16 protein-coding genes are annotated in these 16,955 nt (G+C 45.9%); 1 reads left to right on the forward strand and 15 read right to left on the reverse strand.

Annotation, left to right across the window (positions count from 1 at the left end; all coding sequences use genetic code 11):
• Window positions 1-49: 49 nt before the first annotated feature.
• The 14 genes from tolA to AC6R00_RS13970 all read right to left on the reverse strand — a co-directional run bounded on the left by tolA (window position 50) and on the right by AC6R00_RS13970 (window position 13,307).
• Complete coding sequence (tolA, locus tag AC6R00_RS13905; protein ID WP_500640788.1) at window positions 50-1,120, reverse strand: cell envelope integrity protein TolA; 1,071 nt, start codon at window positions 1,118-1,120, stop codon at window positions 50-52.
• Window positions 1,121-1,131: 11 nt separating this feature from the next.
• Complete coding sequence (gene tolR, locus AC6R00_RS13910; protein ID WP_004743336.1) at window positions 1,132-1,575, reverse strand: protein TolR; 444 nt, start codon at window positions 1,573-1,575, stop codon at window positions 1,132-1,134.
• Window positions 1,576-1,580: 5 nt separating this feature from the next.
• Window positions 1,581-2,279, reverse strand: coding sequence for a protein TolQ (gene tolQ / locus AC6R00_RS13915; protein ID WP_004743335.1), 699 nt, complete (start codon window positions 2,277-2,279; stop codon window positions 1,581-1,583).
• Window positions 2,269-2,688: a tol-pal system-associated acyl-CoA thioesterase gene (gene ybgC, locus AC6R00_RS13920; RefSeq protein WP_500640789.1), complete on the reverse strand. Its 420-nt coding sequence runs from the start codon at window positions 2,686-2,688 to the stop codon at window positions 2,269-2,271. The genes tolQ and ybgC overlap by 11 nt, the downstream gene beginning before the upstream one ends.
• Before the next feature lie 158 nt (window positions 2,689-2,846).
• On the reverse strand, window positions 2,847-3,149 hold the full coding sequence (ybgE, locus tag AC6R00_RS13925) for a cyd operon protein YbgE (protein WP_500640790.1): 303 nt from the start codon (window positions 3,147-3,149) through the stop codon (window positions 2,847-2,849).
• Window positions 3,142-3,249, reverse strand: coding sequence for a cytochrome bd-I oxidase subunit CydX (cydX, locus tag AC6R00_RS13930; protein ID WP_000270284.1), 108 nt, complete (start codon window positions 3,247-3,249; stop codon window positions 3,142-3,144). The genes ybgE and cydX overlap by 8 nt, the downstream gene beginning before the upstream one ends.
• A 12-nt stretch (window positions 3,250-3,261) precedes the next feature.
• Window positions 3,262-4,398: a cytochrome d ubiquinol oxidase subunit II gene (gene cydB, locus AC6R00_RS13935; protein WP_500640791.1), complete on the reverse strand. Its 1,137-nt coding sequence runs from the start codon at window positions 4,396-4,398 to the stop codon at window positions 3,262-3,264.
• 13 nt (window positions 4,399-4,411) lie between these two features.
• On the reverse strand, window positions 4,412-5,998 hold the full coding sequence (gene cydA, locus AC6R00_RS13940) for a cytochrome ubiquinol oxidase subunit I (protein ID WP_500640792.1): 1,587 nt from the start codon (window positions 5,996-5,998) through the stop codon (window positions 4,412-4,414).
• A 458-nt stretch (window positions 5,999-6,456) separates the two neighbouring features.
• On the reverse strand, window positions 6,457-7,461 hold the full coding sequence (ruvB, locus tag AC6R00_RS13945; RefSeq protein ID WP_171322695.1) for a Holliday junction branch migration DNA helicase RuvB: 1,005 nt from the start codon (window positions 7,459-7,461) through the stop codon (window positions 6,457-6,459).
• 14 nt (window positions 7,462-7,475) lie between these two features.
• Window positions 7,476-8,093: a Holliday junction branch migration protein RuvA gene (gene ruvA, locus AC6R00_RS13950; protein ID WP_004744293.1), complete on the reverse strand. Its 618-nt coding sequence runs from the start codon at window positions 8,091-8,093 to the stop codon at window positions 7,476-7,478.
• A gap of 78 nt (window positions 8,094-8,171) precedes the next feature.
• A complete protein-coding gene (locus AC6R00_RS13955; RefSeq protein WP_500640793.1) occupies window positions 8,172-9,623 on the reverse strand; it encodes a methyl-accepting chemotaxis protein in 1,452 nt (483 codons plus the stop codon).
• 138 nt (window positions 9,624-9,761) lie between these two features.
• Window positions 9,762-10,283 carry a crossover junction endodeoxyribonuclease RuvC gene (ruvC, locus tag AC6R00_RS13960; RefSeq protein WP_004744295.1) on the reverse strand — a complete coding sequence of 174 codons (522 nt, stop codon included), beginning with the start codon at window positions 10,281-10,283 and terminating at the stop codon, window positions 9,762-9,764.
• A 54-nt stretch (window positions 10,284-10,337) separates the two neighbouring features.
• Complete coding sequence (locus AC6R00_RS13965; RefSeq protein WP_500640794.1) at window positions 10,338-12,077, reverse strand: glycoside hydrolase family 36 protein; 1,740 nt, start codon at window positions 12,075-12,077, stop codon at window positions 10,338-10,340.
• Between the two features lie 258 nt (window positions 12,078-12,335).
• The gene (locus AC6R00_RS13970; protein WP_500640795.1) at window positions 12,336-13,307 is read right to left on the reverse strand and encodes a porin; all 972 of its coding nucleotides are present in this window, start codon (window positions 13,305-13,307) and stop codon (window positions 12,336-12,338) included.
• A gap of 358 nt (window positions 13,308-13,665) precedes the next feature.
• On the opposite strand from AC6R00_RS13970, the gene AC6R00_RS13975 reads away from it, so the two are divergent.
• Window positions 13,666-14,409, forward strand: coding sequence for a substrate-binding periplasmic protein (locus AC6R00_RS13975; RefSeq protein WP_239855275.1), 744 nt, complete (start codon window positions 13,666-13,668; stop codon window positions 14,407-14,409).
• A gap of 63 nt (window positions 14,410-14,472) precedes the next feature.
• On the opposite strand, the gene torA is transcribed toward AC6R00_RS13975, so the two are convergent.
• Entirely contained in the window at window positions 14,473-16,935 is a 2,463-nt protein-coding gene (torA, locus tag AC6R00_RS13980; protein ID WP_500640796.1) for a trimethylamine-N-oxide reductase TorA, read from the reverse strand.
• Between the last annotated feature and the right edge of the window lie 20 nt (window positions 16,936-16,955).

The raw sequence follows: 16,955 nt of genomic DNA on the forward strand, positions 1-16,955 counted from the left end.
TACAGTGAGCACACATCCTATTACTAGTCGCTTTAACACAAGCTTTTCCTTATAACTCAGGTACTACGGTTAAATTGATATTCTTAATTTTGTTCACAACGTCTGGATCTTTAGGCAGAGGAAAACTGTTCACTTGCGCCACAGCACGCTTGGTTGCCGCGCATAAACGGCTATCACCATCCAGAACGGAAAGATTGCCAACAATTGCGTCTGCTCCCGTAGGGATCAAACGCAGGTTAACTCGACAAGACTTTCCCCGAAAACTGTCCTCCAGCAATAAATTTTGCTGAATGAGCTGAGTGTAAATTGCGCCATAACGGTCAGCCTCGCTAGAGACGTGGCTAGAACGCGCCGAGGTGTTCGCCTCAGCTTCCGTTTCTAAGCCTGCAAAGATATCGTTAAGCGCTGCTTCTTGCTCTTTACGCTCGCGTTCAATCCGCTCTAAGCGTTCTTTCTCTTTGCGCGCCTTCTCAGCCGCCTCTTTGGCCGCTTTCTCTTTCGCTATACGTTCTTTCTCAGCTTTCTCTGCCGCTTCACGTTGACGTCGCGCTTTCTCTTCCGCTTCTTTTGCCGCTTTTTCACGGGCAATACGCTCTTGCTCTGCTTTGGCAATCGCCGCTTCTTTCGCTAAGCGTTCTTGTTCAGCCTTCTTAATCGCTTGCTCTTTCGCTTTTCGCTCCGCTTCAAGTTTGGCTACGCGTTCTTTTTCTTTTTTCACACGAGCTTCTTCAGCTTTGCGCTCTTTCTCTTTAGCAATGCGTTGTTTTTCCGCTTCACGTGCCGCTTTAGCCTCTTTGGCTTGCTGCTCTTTGAGCTTACGAATGCGTTCTTCTTCGGCTTTACGGTTTTTTTCAAGCTGTTCGCTTTCACGGCGGAGCTTATCTAAACGATCTTGCTCTTTCTTCGCCGCTTCTTCACGCTTGCTACGAATCTGTTGCGCTTGCTGCCTGACAAGATCTGGATCGATGACGACTGCTTGAACCATACGCCCAGTCGGCTCCGGCTTAGACATTGTAAAGTCAGTGCCCCAAATTAAAGCCGCAATAAGAAGTCCATGCAAAGCAGCCGATATGATGATCGGCTTTTTGTAATCGTTCTTTTTAGGTTTGTTCTCTTTCATCGCAGCGACGATTATTCCTTAATATCTGTCAGCAAACCGACTTTCGGAATGCCTGCACGACTCAATTCGTCTAATACCAAAACGACTTCTGCATAAGGGGTAGCGGCATCACCACCGACTGCAACAGGTGAATCAGGCTTTAAAGACAGTTCTGCTTTAACACGAACAATCACGTCTTGTAGTGAGATACCACGTGATACCTCTTCGTCATTGACGCTAAGACCAAGGTTTCCGTCTTTGTCGATTTCAACAATGATAAAGCTTGCGTCACTGTCGCCCGCCAGTTCAGAAGCTGGCTTGGCTGTGGCAGTTTTTGGCAGTTCAACGTCGACCCCTTGTGTGACAAAAGGTGAGGTCACCATGAAAATGATCAGAAGAACCAGCATAACGTCGATATAAGGTACAACGTTAATTTCAGCAGTCATCTTGCGCTTTTTAGGTTGGTAGCCAGCCATAGCAACTATTCCTTACTTGCAGTATCGCGGCCAGCCATTGCTTGACGGTGCAAAATACTGTGGAACTCTTCTGAGAAGGTTGCGTAGTTGTGCTCTAGCTTACCCACTTTACTGCTGAATCGGTTGTATGCCATTACCGCGGGAATTGCAGCAAATAGACCCATCGCCGTTGCAACGAGTGCTTCGGCGATACCAGGAGCAACCATCGCGAGCGTCGCTTGTTTTACTTCACCTAGCGCAATGAAAGCATGCATGATGCCCCAAACGGTACCAAATAGACCAATGTAAGGACTGATTGAGCCGACAGTTGCTAGGAATGGAAGATTGGTTTCAAGCTCATCCACTTCTCGCGCCACAGCGACACGCATCGAGCGGCCAGTCCCTTCCATAATGAAATCTGGAGAGTCAGCGTTAGACTTACGTAGACGAGCAAACTCAGTGAAACCGGAGTAGAAGATCTCTTCTGTACCCGCTAAGTCGTCCTTACGCTTTTTGGCATTTTGATAAAGAATCGACAGATCAGTACCTGACCAAAACTTATCTTCGAAGGTTTCTGCATCTTTTGATGCCTGAGAAAGCACCTTACTGCGCTTAATGATCATTGCCCAAGAAACAATCGACATGCCTAAAAGGATCAGCATAACCATTTTTACTAGCAGGCTCGCCTGCAAGAAAAGGTCTAGCATCGAAATATCAGCGGTCACTATCAGTTAACTCCATAACTATTGATTGAGGCATTGCTTTTGGCCTCATTTTTATATTGTCGATACATGCTACCTTAACCATTGCCTTACACAATGACTTACCCTCAGGATTAACGATCTCCTGACAGAAAGTGAGTGAAGCTTTTTTAAGGTCAGCAATTTTTGTCCTTACAGTGAGATGATCGTCAAGGCGAGCACCCTGCAAAAAATCGATATCCATGTGTCGGACTACGAAACCGATGTTTTGTTCCAAAAGGACTTGTTGAGACACACCGATAGTGCGAAGTAGTTCAGTTCTTGCCCGTTCAAAGAATTTGAGGTAGTTGGAATGGTACACCACGCCACCAGCATCAGTGTCTTCATAATAAACCGTTACCGGCCACTCAAATGTCTTTGTCTGCTCTTGCACTATAGCGCCCAAACTTGTTTTTCTAGACGGTTACTATAACGCAACTCATTACTATCTATGCAAGACTTAATAAGTGAATTCAAAGCTTGAAACAAAAAAAAGCGCAACCCATTCAATGAGTCGCACTTTTTTTAGACAAAATGAGCGGAGTTTAGCCCTTAGATCAGACGAACTACCGTGAGGTATATAAGAATCGTCAATGAGCAGTACGGACTGAACAGCACCTGCCAATACCAATTACGAGGTTTAAAACCCAGACCAGACACCATGCTAGAGCAAATTGCCCAAATCAGCAGTGGTGAAATAATGGCATTGAAACCGCCGATTGAAGCGGAATACAGTTCTGGGTCCCACATAACCATAGCTACGTGATAAAAACCAAGAACCAGTGATAAGGCTCGGAACAGAGTCTTATCAACAGGTGCATGTAGCTTAGCTACCTGCGCAGCGAGATTACTCACTGTCTTTGTCCATCATTTCAGAGTGCTCTAACCAAAGAGCGTTGATGATGCCGAATGCACAAGCGAGTAATACACCCAGAATCCATGCGAAATACCACATAATCGTTGCTCCTTAGTAAGCTGAAACGTCGTTGTCTTCGATGTGTTTCTTATCAAGACGACCAAACATTTTGTAGTATGTCCAAGTCGTGTAGCCAAGAATCACAGGCACCATTACCGCAGCAACTAGTGTCATCAGACCAAGTGTCAGTTCACTTGCCGTTGAGTCCCACATCGTTAAGCTATGGCTAGGTACTAGGCTTGAAGGCATTACGAATGGGAACATCGCAAAACCTGCCGTTAGAATCACACCTGCGTTAGCAAGGCTTGAGAACAAGAAAGCAAATCCACCGCGCTCAATGCGAGAAGCAAATACAGCCAGTAGCGGCATTAACACACCAATAACTGGTGCTGCCCACATTGCTGGGTAAGTTTCAAAGTTCTGCATCCAAGCACCTGCCTGAATCGCCACTTCTTTGTTCAGTGGGTTAGATGCAGCCATTGTATCGATAGCGCTTGTGATGACGTAACCATCGATAGACTGAACCCAGAAGCCACCAATTACAAACAGTACTGTAGCAATCAGACCCGCGATTTGAGCCACATTACGTGCACGTAAGTGCAGTGCTTCTGTTGTCTTCATTTGAAGCCAAGTTGCACCTTGTAGAACAAATAGCATCAGGCTAAGTACACCACAAAGCAACGCAAATGGGTTGAGTAGTGCAAAGAACGAACCCTTGTATTGCGACATCAGCAGATCATTCAACTCAAATGGTACGCCTTGAAGCAGGTTACCAAATGCGACACCGAAGATGATTGGCGGAACTGTGCCACTGAAGCAAAGTGCGTAGTCCCAAGCCTTACGCCATTTTGGCTCTTCAATTTTAGAACGGTAGTCTAGTGCAAGTGGACGTAGCCAAAGCGCAGCTAAGGTCACATACATTGCTAAATAGAATCCAGAAAACGACGTTGCGTAAACTAGAGGCCATGCTGCGAACAGTGCACCACCCGCTGTGATCAACCAAACTTGGTTACCATCCCAGTGAGGAGCAATTGTGTTGAGCATAATACGACGTTCAGTGTCGCTTTTACCGATAACAGGTGACAGCGCAGCAACGCCCATATCAAAGCCATCAGTGACGGCGAAACCAACTAGCAGAACACCAATCAGAACCCACCAGATAAGTCGTAAGATTTCGTAATCAAACATAATATTCCCTCACTTAAACTTCGACTGAGCGACCAACTTTGTCTTCAACAGAGTCAGCGTTTTGTTCGAAGTGGTAGCGACCAGTTTTCAGGCTGCTAGGACCTTTGCGTGCAAATTTAAGCATTAGGTAAACTTCAGCAATCAAGAACACTGTGTACAGTGCAAGGATCGCGAATAGAGAAGTCCAAAGCTCACCAATTGTCAGCGCTGAAGCTGCAACATGCGTCGGAAGGATTTCACCTACCGCCCATGGCTGACGACCATACTCGGCAACAAACCAACCTGCTTCAATTGCAATCCAAGGAAGAGGAATACTGAATAGCGCCGCCTTGAGAATCCAAGGTTTTTGCTCGATTTTCTGGCGACATGTTTGTACGAATGCAGCACCGAATACGAATAGCATAATAAAGCCACACGCAACCATGATACGGAACGACCAGAATAGAGGCCAAACCGTTGGGATAGAATCATCCGCTGCCGCTTGAATTTGCTCTTCTGTCGCATCGACAACATTTTCAGTGTAACGCTTCAGAAGTAGGCCATAACCGAGGTCGCCTTTCACTTCATCAAACGCTGCCATGTTTTCTTCTGATTTATCACCCGCACGTAGCTTCTCTAGAAGCTCATACGCGTACATACCAGTACGAACACGTTCAACATGGTCATCACGCAGATCACGGAGACCTGTTACCTGCTCATCTAGAGAACGCGTCGCGATAATACCCATAACGTAAGGGATCTTAATCGCGTAATCGGTGTGCATTGTCTCTTGGTTAGGTAAACCAAACAGCGTAAACGCGGCAGGAGCTGGCTCTGTGTGCCATTCAGCTTCAATCGCAGCAAGTTTCACCTTCTGCACTTCACCTAGCTCGTAACCGGATTCATCACCAAGAATGATAACCGATAAGATAGCAGCCATACCGAACGAAGCCGCGATAGCAAATGAACGACGAGCGAATGCGATGTCACGACCTTTTAATAGGTAGTAAGAGCTGATGCCTAGAATGAACATTGCGCCAGTCGTGTAGCCAGATGCTACGGTATGAACGAATTTAACCTGAGCAACTGGGTTTAGAACAACCTCAGCAAAGCTCACCATTTCCATACGCATGGTTTCAAAGTTAAATTCAGCGCCAACTGGGTTTTGCATCCAGCCGTTTGCTACCAAGATCCAAAGTGCAGAGAAGTTAGAACCTAGCGCAACTAACCAAGTAACAACAAGGTGTTGACGTTTTGAGAGACGATCCCAGCCAAAGAAGAAAAGACCAACAAAGGTGGATTCTAAGAAGAAGGCAACTAGGGCTTCAATCGCCAAAGGTGCACCGAAAATATCACCTACGTAATGCGAATAGTAAGACCAGTTAGTACCAAACTGGAACTCCATGGTAAGGCCGGTAGCCACACCAAGTGCAAAGTTAATACCGAATAGCTTACCCCAGAACTTTGTCATGTCCTTATAGATTTGCTTGTTCGTCATTACGTACATTGATTCCATGATAGCCAGTAAGAAGGCCATACCTAGAGTCAACGGTACGAATAGGAAGTGATACATCGCTGTCAGTGCAAACTGCAACCGCGATAGATCAACAACATCGATCATGATTACTCCTATGTGTCGGCTGAAGACACTCTCTACATTAATGCATTGTTATTAAGCGTTGGGCAAACTTAAACAGTGTTATAAAAGATAGCCAACCTGTTGCAAAAATGTACCGTAATGGTTAGTTAATTGTTAAGCATCAGCTAATATAGCTGGCGCTAATATTACTGCTAAAAACAGGTTGTTTCAAAAGGTTTATAGCCAGAGTTCGCTTTGATTTGTATCAAGTTTTGCACGGCATTTTTGACCAAAAAACCATCACATTGATCTACATCAACAGTTTGAAGGGTGTTTTGTTACGAAGGGGTTATTGGTGACAGGCCATTAAGTATTTATGCAAAACAAGCAGTTAACAAGTCACTCAATTGCGCTACCTATTAAGTAGTAAGTAAATTACATTAGTGTGATATAGATCACCAAAAGAAAAAGCCAGCTTCTGTGAGCTGGCTACTGAAAACTTATTTTTCAATTCCGAAATGAAGATACGCGCGATCCGTGGCAATTCTTCCGCGCGGTGTCCGTTGCAGATAGCCTTGCTGAATCAAGTAAGGCTCTAGAACATCTTCTATAGTGTCTTTTTCCTCACCAATCGCAGCCGCCATGTTGTCCAAGCCGACAGGGCCGCCACCAAACTTCTCCATAATAGCTAGAAGCAATTTTCTATCCATATAGTCGAAGCCTTGCGCATCCACATCCAGCATATTGAGTGCTTTGTCTGCGACCTCCGCGCAAATATGACCATTACCTTTCACTTCTGCGTAATCTCGAACGCGGCGAAGTAAGCGGTTAGCAATTCGGGGGGTACCACGAGCACGTCTGGCCACTTCCAACGCGCCCTCAGACTCCATCGATAGACCTAAGCAGTCAGCACTACGCTGAACAATGTTTTGCAGATCTGGGATTTTGTAGTATTCCAAACGCTGAGTAATACCGAAGCGATCGCGCAGTGGTGAAGTTAACGAGCCTGCGCGCGTCGTAGCACCAATCAGAGTAAATGGCGGTAAATCGATTTTTATGGAGCGAGCCGCCGGACCTTCACCAATCATGATATCAAGTTGGTAATCTTCCATCGCCGGATAAAGTACCTCTTCAACCATAGGGCTAAGTCGGTGGATCTCGTCAATGAAAAGAACATCATTCTCTTCGAGGTTGGTTAACAGCGCCGCCAGATCGCCTGCTTTTTCAAGTACTGGGCCAGAGGTCGTACGAATATTCACGTCCATCTCGTTGGCAACAATATTAGCTAATGTTGTTTTACCCAAACCTGGAGGACCAAATATCAATAAGTGATCGAGTGCTTCATTACGTAGCTGCGCTGCTTTAATGAAGATCTCCATCTGATCACGAACATGATCTTGGCCTTTGTAGTCTTCGAGTTTCTTCGGACGTATCGCACGATCGATAACATCCTCTTCTTTATACACCGTGTTATCTGGTGCGATTAATCGATCCGCTTCAATCATTGTTCAAGCCTTTTCTATACCATCGACTTCAGCGCTTCACGAATAAGCTGCTCACTGCTCATCTCGTCCGTCTTCACCTGTGAAACCACTTTAGATGCCTGAGTCGGCTTATAGCCTAATGCAAGTAGCGCACTGATCGCTTCTTCCTCTGCATTTGACTGAGCGGGTTGCGGCGCTGAGTCTACAGGAGCAGCATCAGTAAACGGAGTAAATAGGTCACCCGCGCTCCAACCTTTTAGCCTGTCCTTCATTTCGACCACAAGGCGCTCTGCTGTTTTCTTACCGACACCTGGCAGTTTAACTAGTGTCGAAACATCTTCACGCTCAACACTGGCGACAAATTGACTCGCTGTCATACCCGAAAGAATCGCTAGACCGAGCTTAGGACCGACGCCATTGGCCTTAATCACTTCACGGAACAACGCTCGCTCTTTAACGGTATTGAAACCATACAGTAACTGGGCATCTTCTCGGACAACAAAATGAGTATAGATGATCGCTTCTTCACCGATACTCGGTAGCTCATAGAAGCAGCTCATCGGCATTTGTACTTCGTAGCCAATGCCATTAACTTCAATCAGTAGTTCAGGGGGTTGTTTCTCGATAAGAATGCCGCGCAGACGTCCAATCACGGTAGTTACTCTTTGGAAATGAATTTGCGACAGGATAATAAAGAACTGGATAGACATCCAGTCCTTTATTATTTGGAACTAGATTTTTGAGACAACTTGATCAAGTTGCGAAGTTAAGGTTCTTACTGCGTCTACCTGTGAGGTCAATTGCGCACCATTTTGCGCTACGTTTTCGGAAATTGTTTTCGTTTCAACCACGCCATTCGCCACTTCACTGCTCGCTTGGTCGAGCTCTTTCAGTGCCATCATTTGATTGGACATGATATTGGCAAGTCCGTTGACGTCTTGTGAAATGGCAGAAACTTCAGCAATCATCGACTTCATTTTCACCGCACTTGAATTAACGACGTCTTGTCCGTGTTTCACTTCCTGTTCGCTACGGTCAAGCAAGTTTCTAATCTCAATCGCCGACTGGCTACTTTTAGCGGAAAGGTCACGCACTTGCTCGGCCACCACAGCGAAGCCACGACCTTGCTCCCCTGCCCTTGCCGCTTCAATTGCAGCATTGAGCGCCAATAGGTTAGTTTGTTCGGCAACAGAGGTAATCAAATCGGCCACTTTCATGATCTCTTCATGGCTACCAATAATTTGGCTGATGGCTGAGGTAGAATCTTCAAGCAACTGCGAACTGGTCTCCGCTTGCTGGTGAACCGCGTCACTGCGCTCTCTAAGTTCATCAACAAAACGGGTTGAACCTTCAATTCCTTCGGCAAGCTGATGAACTTGCTGACTCATCTGCTCTGCCGCACTGGCCTGAGATTCACAATTGATGTTCAGGTTCGAGACCTGATCATCTAGCGTCAACGACTGAGATTCCAGTGTTTGCGACACATCTTTCAGCTGTATTGAGTTTTGATTGGCTTGCTCTAGAACATGAGAAAGATTCTGTTCGCCAAGTGTTGCCTTCTCAGCAATCGCTTCACTATCACTTTTTGCTCGCTCTGCGATTTCAATCGCTTTATCTCTTTGCTTGGCGGTGAACGCCTGCGCAATACAGATCACCACTAACGGCAATACCGTCCCGGACCAGATTTCAACGCGTTGCGCAGATTCAGATAACTCTAATACCGGAAACGAGTTACCAGAGACATGCATAAAGGTCATGATGGCGGAACACAAGATAACCGTCACACTCCAACTGATGGCTACCATTCGCGTACCAGATAAGAAGAACGCCACCACAAGTAAGGGAACCCAGTAAGTTTGGGTTGACTCTACAACACCGCCGCTTTGGTAAATGATATTAAGGGCATGCACCGACATACCAATAAAACCGAGGTTAAGCGCAACAATAGGGTTCTTCAACAGTTTTAAGCAAGCCGCCGCCGCCAGTTCAAAGCCAATCAACAGTACTGATGTCATGATTAAGCTTTCATGTCCGTGCTTAGACCATTTAAGCAGGCTATACACGCCGACGAGAAAGGCGATGAAAGTAAATAGAGAGAGTGTATCCGCCTGACGTTGTTGATTTTTCGTCCATTGAGGTTGAGCAGGCATACAGAGTTGCCGCCATACGTTGACAGGGTTCATGTTCAATCTTCCTTGATTGATATCTTGTTAGACCTCTGACCACTATATTAATGCAACATTTTTATAACAAACCCTGTAATCAGATCTGTTTTATATGTCTCAGTTTTGCACCAATTGGAAGTAAATAGTGTGGAATGGTTAACGGTAACGTCCACGTCTCGCGCTGGTCGCTTTGCCTGCTAAAGCTACCAAGGTTTTGTTGGTGTTGGCGTGACAGATTGCGACACCAAGGGCATCGGCCGCATCAGCTTGAGGCTTAGACGGGAGTTTAAGCATATGTTGAACCATATGCTGCACTTGCTCTTTATCCGCCGCACCTGTACCAACCACGGCTTGCTTAATCAGACGCGCTGCATACTCGTAAACGGGTAAATCGGCGTTGACCGCGGCTACAATTGCGCTACCGCGAGCTTGACCAAGTTTGAGCGCAGAGTCTGCATTTCGTGCCATAAAGACCTGCTCTATAGCAAATACATCAGGTTGAAACTGAGTGATGATCTCTGATACACCCGCGTAGATTTGCTTAAGGCGACCGGGCAGTTCTTTTTCTGAGGTACGAATACAGCCGCTACCAAGATATTGCAGATGGCGACCCGTTTGACGAATCACACCATAGCCTGTGATACGAGAGCCCGGGTCAATACCAAGTATGATTGACATTGTTTTCTTTATTATCGCGTTAATCTAGCTCGACATTTTAATCTAGCTAAGAGGCTATAGCGAGGTAATTATCGCTCGGCTAGACAATCCCGATTCTAATCCCACCTCTAATACTTGGGTCGGTTCATGAACTAGCTTTTCTCCTGTCCAGTAATCGTACCAATAGACAGGGAAGTTAGCGGTTAGCGTGACTTCTCTGGCAGTACTTTGATAATTGAACAAACAATGGAGATCATTTCGCTCAGTCAATTGAAGAAAAGCATGATGAAGATTCAGCGCCGTGAATCTTGCTGCCTCCTGATTGTGTCTATGTCGAATGGTTAGTTTAGCCAGCGTTTTTTTAGCAAATGGGGTGAGCTCTGTCAGCGGGTCACCAGACAATAACAATCCACCACACGCTAACAAGGCGTCTCGATGGAACTCGTAATACTTTCTCTCTGTTGCCTGATTGGCTAAAGAGACAAACGTCGCGCAGTCTGGATCGATTTGCCAAAGTTTTCGATGCTGCCAACTGCGGTAAAACGTCTCTTTTGCTATTTGTTCAAACCTTGTCGCGCAGCGTTCTACGTCATCAGACACTCGCATAGCATCCACCAGCCCCAACGATGGCCACATTGGCGCATTGCATCCAAGTACTAATGCATCCCCCGCCCCTTCAATAATGGCTTGCATGCCTAAACGATAGGCTTCGACACCTGTGACGCCGGACTGACTACGAACCCCTTTCAACGTTCCCCAGTAGTTAGCGTCAAGCTTAAACATTTCGACGCCCCACTCTTCACGCATGGTTCGGACGACACGCGTAAGGTGTTCTTGGACTTGTAGATTAGTGGTATCAAGAATGTACCATGGTGTACAGCGCCAACCTGCATAAGTGACATCTTCGGCTTTGAGCAATCTTCCATCTTCATGACGAACAAACCAATCGGGATGATTACGGAAAATCTCAGACTCAGGTTGGGCAATAAAAGGCGCAAGCCAAATAGCAGGCTTTTTACCATTTGAGCAGATTTCTCTGAGGACAGATTTGATACCAGAAGGGAATTTGTCCGAAGGCGTTAACCAGTCTCCCATAAATGCTTGGTATCCATCATCAAGCAGGACGTAGTCAAACGGCTTTAAGTGCTCGCGCATTTGTTCAACATTGGCGTGTATATTTTGCTCAGTCACTTCAGCGTAGTAGGCATACCACGAGCACCACCCTAGAGGCGAATCTTGTGTCACGCCTTTGCGGATCGGATGCTGCTCCTTTATCAAACGACTGTATTGTAGATATAGCTCAGATAAAGACTCTCCTCTTAAAACCACAACGGATTCTAAACGATTCGTTGACCAATCTTGAGGTGAGGTTTGTTCCCCATCTATGTAAGCATTGATCTTAACTCGGCCATCCTCATCGCTCACAGTGAAATACCCGGCAAAACGATGACAAGAGGTAAAACCGAACAGTGCATAGCCAAGCGAGTCTTCTACCACTAGGTAATTGTAGTAACGTTTAGGAGCTTTAGAAGCGTAGAGTCGATAGCTAGGGCTGTTGTCTGGGCAGCGACCAATATCAACTGGATCTTCGTAAGTACCAGTGGTTTGAGCCAGCATTTGAAAACCATCACCTAGCAAGGTGGCGCGACGTTCAAAATCAAAATCTGTCTGAAAAAGTAGAAACTGATCATCGACGGGATCATTGGATAAACCCCGATAAGTAAAGGTTATCTGATTATCGATAGCTTCAGCACTAAGATCGCTGTTGGGAATAGTAAGGATTCGCTCTTGGGCTAGGTGCAGGTGTTGCGACATATCACGCTCTGCTTTGTCGTTATTTTTCTCAATTAGAGCATTGGTATAATTCGATGTCTATTTGGTCATCAACGCATAACGTAACGGCGATCACGTTTCTATCATCCTTGGAGGCGAGACAACCCAATTTTTCTCATTAAGTGAAAAACGAAAAAACCCTCCAACTCCGGAGGGCGAAAAGGCAGTGGATTATGCTTTAAGCGTCCTGCTTATAAAAGCCCACCGAAGTGGGCTACAAACGTAGAGGTGAAGAGAATCTTAGAATGCGTAAGCCAGTTTTAGGAATGACTCAATGTCACCTTTCTCAAGGCCTACACCTGTTACTGAATTGTAACCTTCATCAGACACGTGGTATGCAATATCAACCAGCGCAGTAAAGTTAGAAGTGAACGCGTAAGAGCCACCGAAGTTAACCGCTTCGCGCGTATCTTCAACAGACACGTAGCCAGCCGCTAGGTATAGAGCGTCAAGCGTGTAGCCAACTGACGTGTTGTACAGCTTAACTTTCTTACCGTCAGCAAACTCTTCTTCAGCAAACGTAGCGCCAATACCTACTGCACCTAGGTTTACCGAACCGTTGATTAGGTACAGCTTATCAGTTGAACCTTCTTTTTCATCATTATCTTCATAACCAAGGTTAACCATAAACGTTTCGTTTTCGTAACCTAGGTAACCATTGTAACCACCTTGACGATCGTTACCTTCATAGTTACGGTCACCGTAGTAAGAGATACCGTATTTAACGCCTTCTTTGTCGCCTTCAAATTTTACAACTTGACGTGCGTCAGACGCATCAGATGGAGACCATAGGAACTCGATAGTTTTGTCCGCTGCACCGTCGACTGCATCTAGCGCTGTGTCGTTTGCGTAACCAATAGACGCTACACCAGCACCCGTTTTGTAGCCAACCCAAGTATCAGTGATAGTGAACGTTGAATCAGACGTACCGTAGTCGTCTTCAATGTCAAACTCACCACCAAACTTACCAACAATGTTGCCGTTTTCGTAGTCAGCGAAAATATCAAAACCCGTTACGCCACCATTGTAGAATTCTTCATCTTTCTGCTGTTCAATGTTGTTTACCGCACCGTTTTCTTTACGGTCTTCTTGGTAGTAGCCACCAATAGCGAACTCACCTGACACAGTGAACTGGTCACCTGAAAGTGCTTCTGCCGCAACTGCTGAACCGGCTACAAGAGATAGTGCTACTGCTAGTGCTGTCTTTTTCATTTCTTTGTTCCTATAGATTTTTATTTATGAGCGTCAAATGCCATCTGCACGCTCTGCAAACAAAAACTATTGGCGCTAGTAATGATTCACAAATGAATCAATAAAAAAGCCGCTCTGCGATTGTGATTAAGGGTAAATAAAAAAGCTAAATCCACCTAAGTTGCAGCAGTAGAGGCCAATTAAAATAAGGCGTTACTGAGTATTCAGGCGATAAGTCGACAAGCGTAGTTGTGCGAAAAGAGGTCATGTATAAAGTTCAAAACCTAAACGAAAAATTTTCGCTATAGGTGCATACAGACACACATTTTTAGCTTTCTATGCCTAAACTTAAGGGTGAGATGTTACTTGGACATATCAGGTGAAAAGAGACAAATCGAGCAAACTCATCCTTCTTATCTGTTGGCTTTGGTGTAGCCTCTCCTTCGCAGCGCCATTGAAAGTCGCACAAGACTTATGGCCTCCTTATGTAATGAACTCTGCCCTCGGCAGTGGTATTGCTCATGACTTAGTGATTGAAGGATTGATTTCTGCTGGCTTTGAAGTGGATTACTCGGTTAAACCTTGGACACGAGTTCTTAAAGAAACTATCAATGGTAAAAATGATGTAATCATCGCGATCTGGAAAACTGATCAGAGATCTAGGGATTACATTTTTACTGATATGTACATGCACAACAGAATGGCGGTCGTTTCACGCCAAGAAGCTAATTTCGAGTTTTCCTCTCTCCATAGCTTGGCGGGAATTCGCGTTGCGATGATCGATAACTATGCTTACGGAGCAAAGCTTGTAGATTACCAAGAACTAATTCCAGTTAGCTCGATTCATTTACCCAATAGTATTCGCCTTATCCTGACGGATAGAGCAGATGTCCTAGTCACCGACGAAGCCGTTGGTCGCTGGACAATTAAAGAAATGAGAGTTGATGCTTCGAAACTGAGTTTCAGTCCAGTCTATCTCGATACAACCCCACTCTATGCAGCCGTGAGAAAAAGCCACCCTCAAGCACAACAGATCGTCTCTGCCCTTAACGCCTATTTCAAAAATCATGGCAAACAGAAGCTTGAAGCACTTAAAATTAAGTATGGCCTCTCAGAAAATTGAAGCTCATTTCAATAGGCAAAAAAATACCAGCCGCTTGGCTGGTATTTTTAGTTCTAGTGTCGATTATGCCACTTCGATAGGGCCACCGAACGACGTCACTGGCGGAACTTTACCAGTGAACTTCTCGAAGTTCACGATACACGTGTTTGCCGATGTCGCCTGTGCTAGCTCTGAAGAACCGATGTCTTGAGTTAGCGTGTTTGGATCGCCGTAAGTACAGATAGCGCCTTCTTTCTCGTTTAGAGGACCATACCATGCACCTTCCTCGATACGGATAACACCGCGAGGGTAGCTATCAGTCACCACAGCACCTGCTAGAAGCTGACCACGGTCATTGAAGACGCGCACTAGGTCACCATCTTTGATACCCTTCGCTTTCGCATCCACAGGGTTGATGTAAACAGGTTCACGACCTTGTACCGCGTACGTTGCGCGGAACTCTTCAGATTCACACATCTGAGAGTGCAGACGCTTATCTGGGTGACAAGACTGTAGCCAGTACGGGTGTTTGTCTGAACCAGGACCACCGTGTGAACGTTCTGATTTCTCGAACCACATTGGGTGCTCTTGACAGTGCTCGTAACCGTAACGACCGATCTTACGAGAAGTGATCTCGATGAAGCCAGACGGCGTGCCTAGAGCGTTGATTTCAGGATCTTTACGGAAATCCGCATGACGTACCCAAGGTTTACCTTGACCGAAGTCTAGTACGCTTTTCTCCCAGAACTCAGCAAATTCAGGCATCTCAAACTTGCCTTCGTTGGCTTTCTTACAATCGTTATACAGGCTTTCGATCCATTCCATCTCGCTCATACCACGAGTGTACTCGTCACGACGACCAAAGCGTTGAGTTAGTTCACTCATGATCTGGAAGTCAGGCTTAGATTGGAACAATGGATCCACAAGGCGATGCATTGCGATCAAACCTTTGCTTGAGTACGAACCGTATACGTCGATGTCGTTACGCTCCCACTGAGTACAAGCAGGCAGTACGATGTCTGAGAAACGACACGTTGCAGTCCAAGCAAACTCAACAGTCACAACCGTTTGAAGTTTCTTGAATGCTTTCTTCATACGGTTACGATCTTGGTGGTGGTGCCAAGGGTTGTTACCTGAGATAACCATCATCTTAAAGTCAGGCAGTTTAACTTTACCACCGTTGTAACGGATCTCTTTACCCGGCTCCAATAGACAGTCGATCCAGCGCGCCACAGGAATAGTGCGGCTGTAACCGTTAAAGTCATTGTTGTCCCATTTAGGCTTCATACCCGTATCTAGGTTACGAGGGAAACCACCAGGGCCCGCAAAGCCCGTTGAAGGAACACCGATACTTGAGTAGTGGTGACCGTAAGAAATACCACCGCCAGGTAGACCAATTTGACCAACCATTGCAGCAACGACAGCACCTGCCCAGTATGGCTGTTCACCATGCTCTTGGCGTTGGATACACCAGCCCATTAGGATCTGAGTACGGCCGCTTACAAGCATACGTGCAAACTCACGAATCTTGTCCGCTTTCACGCCACAGATTTCCGCAGCCCATTCAGGTGTTTTCACCACTTTATCTTTGGTTTCACCCTGAACGTACTGAATGAACTCATCAAAACCTAGACAGTAAGTGTCGATAAACTTCTTGTCGTAAAGGTCTTCGTTGTAAAGAACGTGTGCCACAGCCAGCATGAAGGCAACGTCTGTCATTGGGTTAATGTACAGATGGTCGTTCTCTAGGTAACGCTGAGTCTTGTTCTTCACTGGGTCAACAGAAAGTACGTTGATCTCGCCTTTTGCTACTTTCTGTTTTAGTTGAGCTAAGTAGTCAAAAGACTCGTGAGTTTCACAGTTCCAACCTACTTGCAGGTTCTTAACTGGGTCATTTGCCCAAAGAATGATGTTGTCTGCATTTTCTAGAATTTCAGACCAAGAAGTACCTTGTGCGTATACTTCTGTTGAACCTAGTACGTATGGCAGAATCGTTTGACCAGCACCTGTCGAGTAGTCACCTACTTTAGTGATGAAGTTACCGTGCATACCAACCGCGCGCTGCATGTGCGCAGTACAGTTGTTGAAAGCACCAGTTTGGTTCCAACCCGTTTGACCTGCATGCAGTGCCCAAGGACCGTAGTCTTTTTGCACACGCTCTAGTTCACGGTAGAACAGATCTAATGCTTCATCCCAAGTAACACGGATGAAACGGTTGTCACCACGTGTCTCTGCGCTGTATTTATGTTTCTTCAGCCAATCTAGACGCACCATAGGGTAACGTACACGTGATGGGCTGTAGATAATACCTTTGATGCCGTTCAGCATCTCTGTTGGGTTTTTATCTGTTTCTAGCGGTTTGATTTCTTGAACTTTACCCGCGTAGATGTGGGCGCGGAATGCGCCCCAGTGTGAACCAGTTACCTTCCAAGTCCCTGTCGTTTCCGCAGCGCTTGCAGAAGCAGATGCTAATAAGCTTGGACCGATGACTGATGCTGCGCTCGTTGTCGCTACACCTTTTAGAAAACTTCTTCGTGTAATAGCCATTTCAAATACTCCGTCTGACG

Source organism: Vibrio sp. R10-SF1-ISO8 (genome assembly GCF_059833805.1).

Coding starts and splice junctions, on each gene's coding strand:
- tolA (WP_500640788.1), bottom strand. CDS start 1,120: ATGAAAGAGAACAAACCTAAAAAGAACGATTACAAAAAGCCGATCATC.
- tolR (WP_004743336.1), bottom strand. CDS start 1,575: ATGGCTGGCTACCAACCTAAAAAGCGCAAGATGACTGCTGAAATTAAC.
- cydX (WP_000270284.1), bottom strand. CDS start 3,249: ATGTGGTATTTCGCATGGATTCTGGGTGTATTACTCGCTTGTGCATTC.
- cydB (WP_500640791.1), bottom strand. CDS start 4,398: ATGTTTGATTACGAAATCTTACGACTTATCTGGTGGGTTCTGATTGGT.
- cydA (WP_500640792.1), bottom strand. CDS start 5,998: ATGATCGATGTTGTTGATCTATCGCGGTTGCAGTTTGCACTGACAGCG.
- ruvB (WP_171322695.1), bottom strand. CDS start 7,461: ATGATTGAAGCGGATCGATTAATCGCACCAGATAACACGGTGTATAAA.
- AC6R00_RS13955 (WP_500640793.1), bottom strand. CDS start 9,623: ATGAACCCTGTCAACGTATGGCGGCAACTCTGTATGCCTGCTCAACCT.
- ruvC (WP_004744295.1), bottom strand. CDS start 10,283: ATGTCAATCATACTTGGTATTGACCCGGGCTCTCGTATCACAGGCTAT.
- AC6R00_RS13965 (WP_500640794.1), bottom strand. CDS start 12,077: ATGTCGCAACACCTGCACCTAGCCCAAGAGCGAATCCTTACTATTCCC.
- AC6R00_RS13970 (WP_500640795.1), bottom strand. CDS start 13,307: ATGAAAAAGACAGCACTAGCAGTAGCACTATCTCTTGTAGCCGGTTCA.
- torA (WP_500640796.1), bottom strand. CDS start 16,935: ATGGCTATTACACGAAGAAGTTTTCTAAAAGGTGTAGCGACAACGAGC.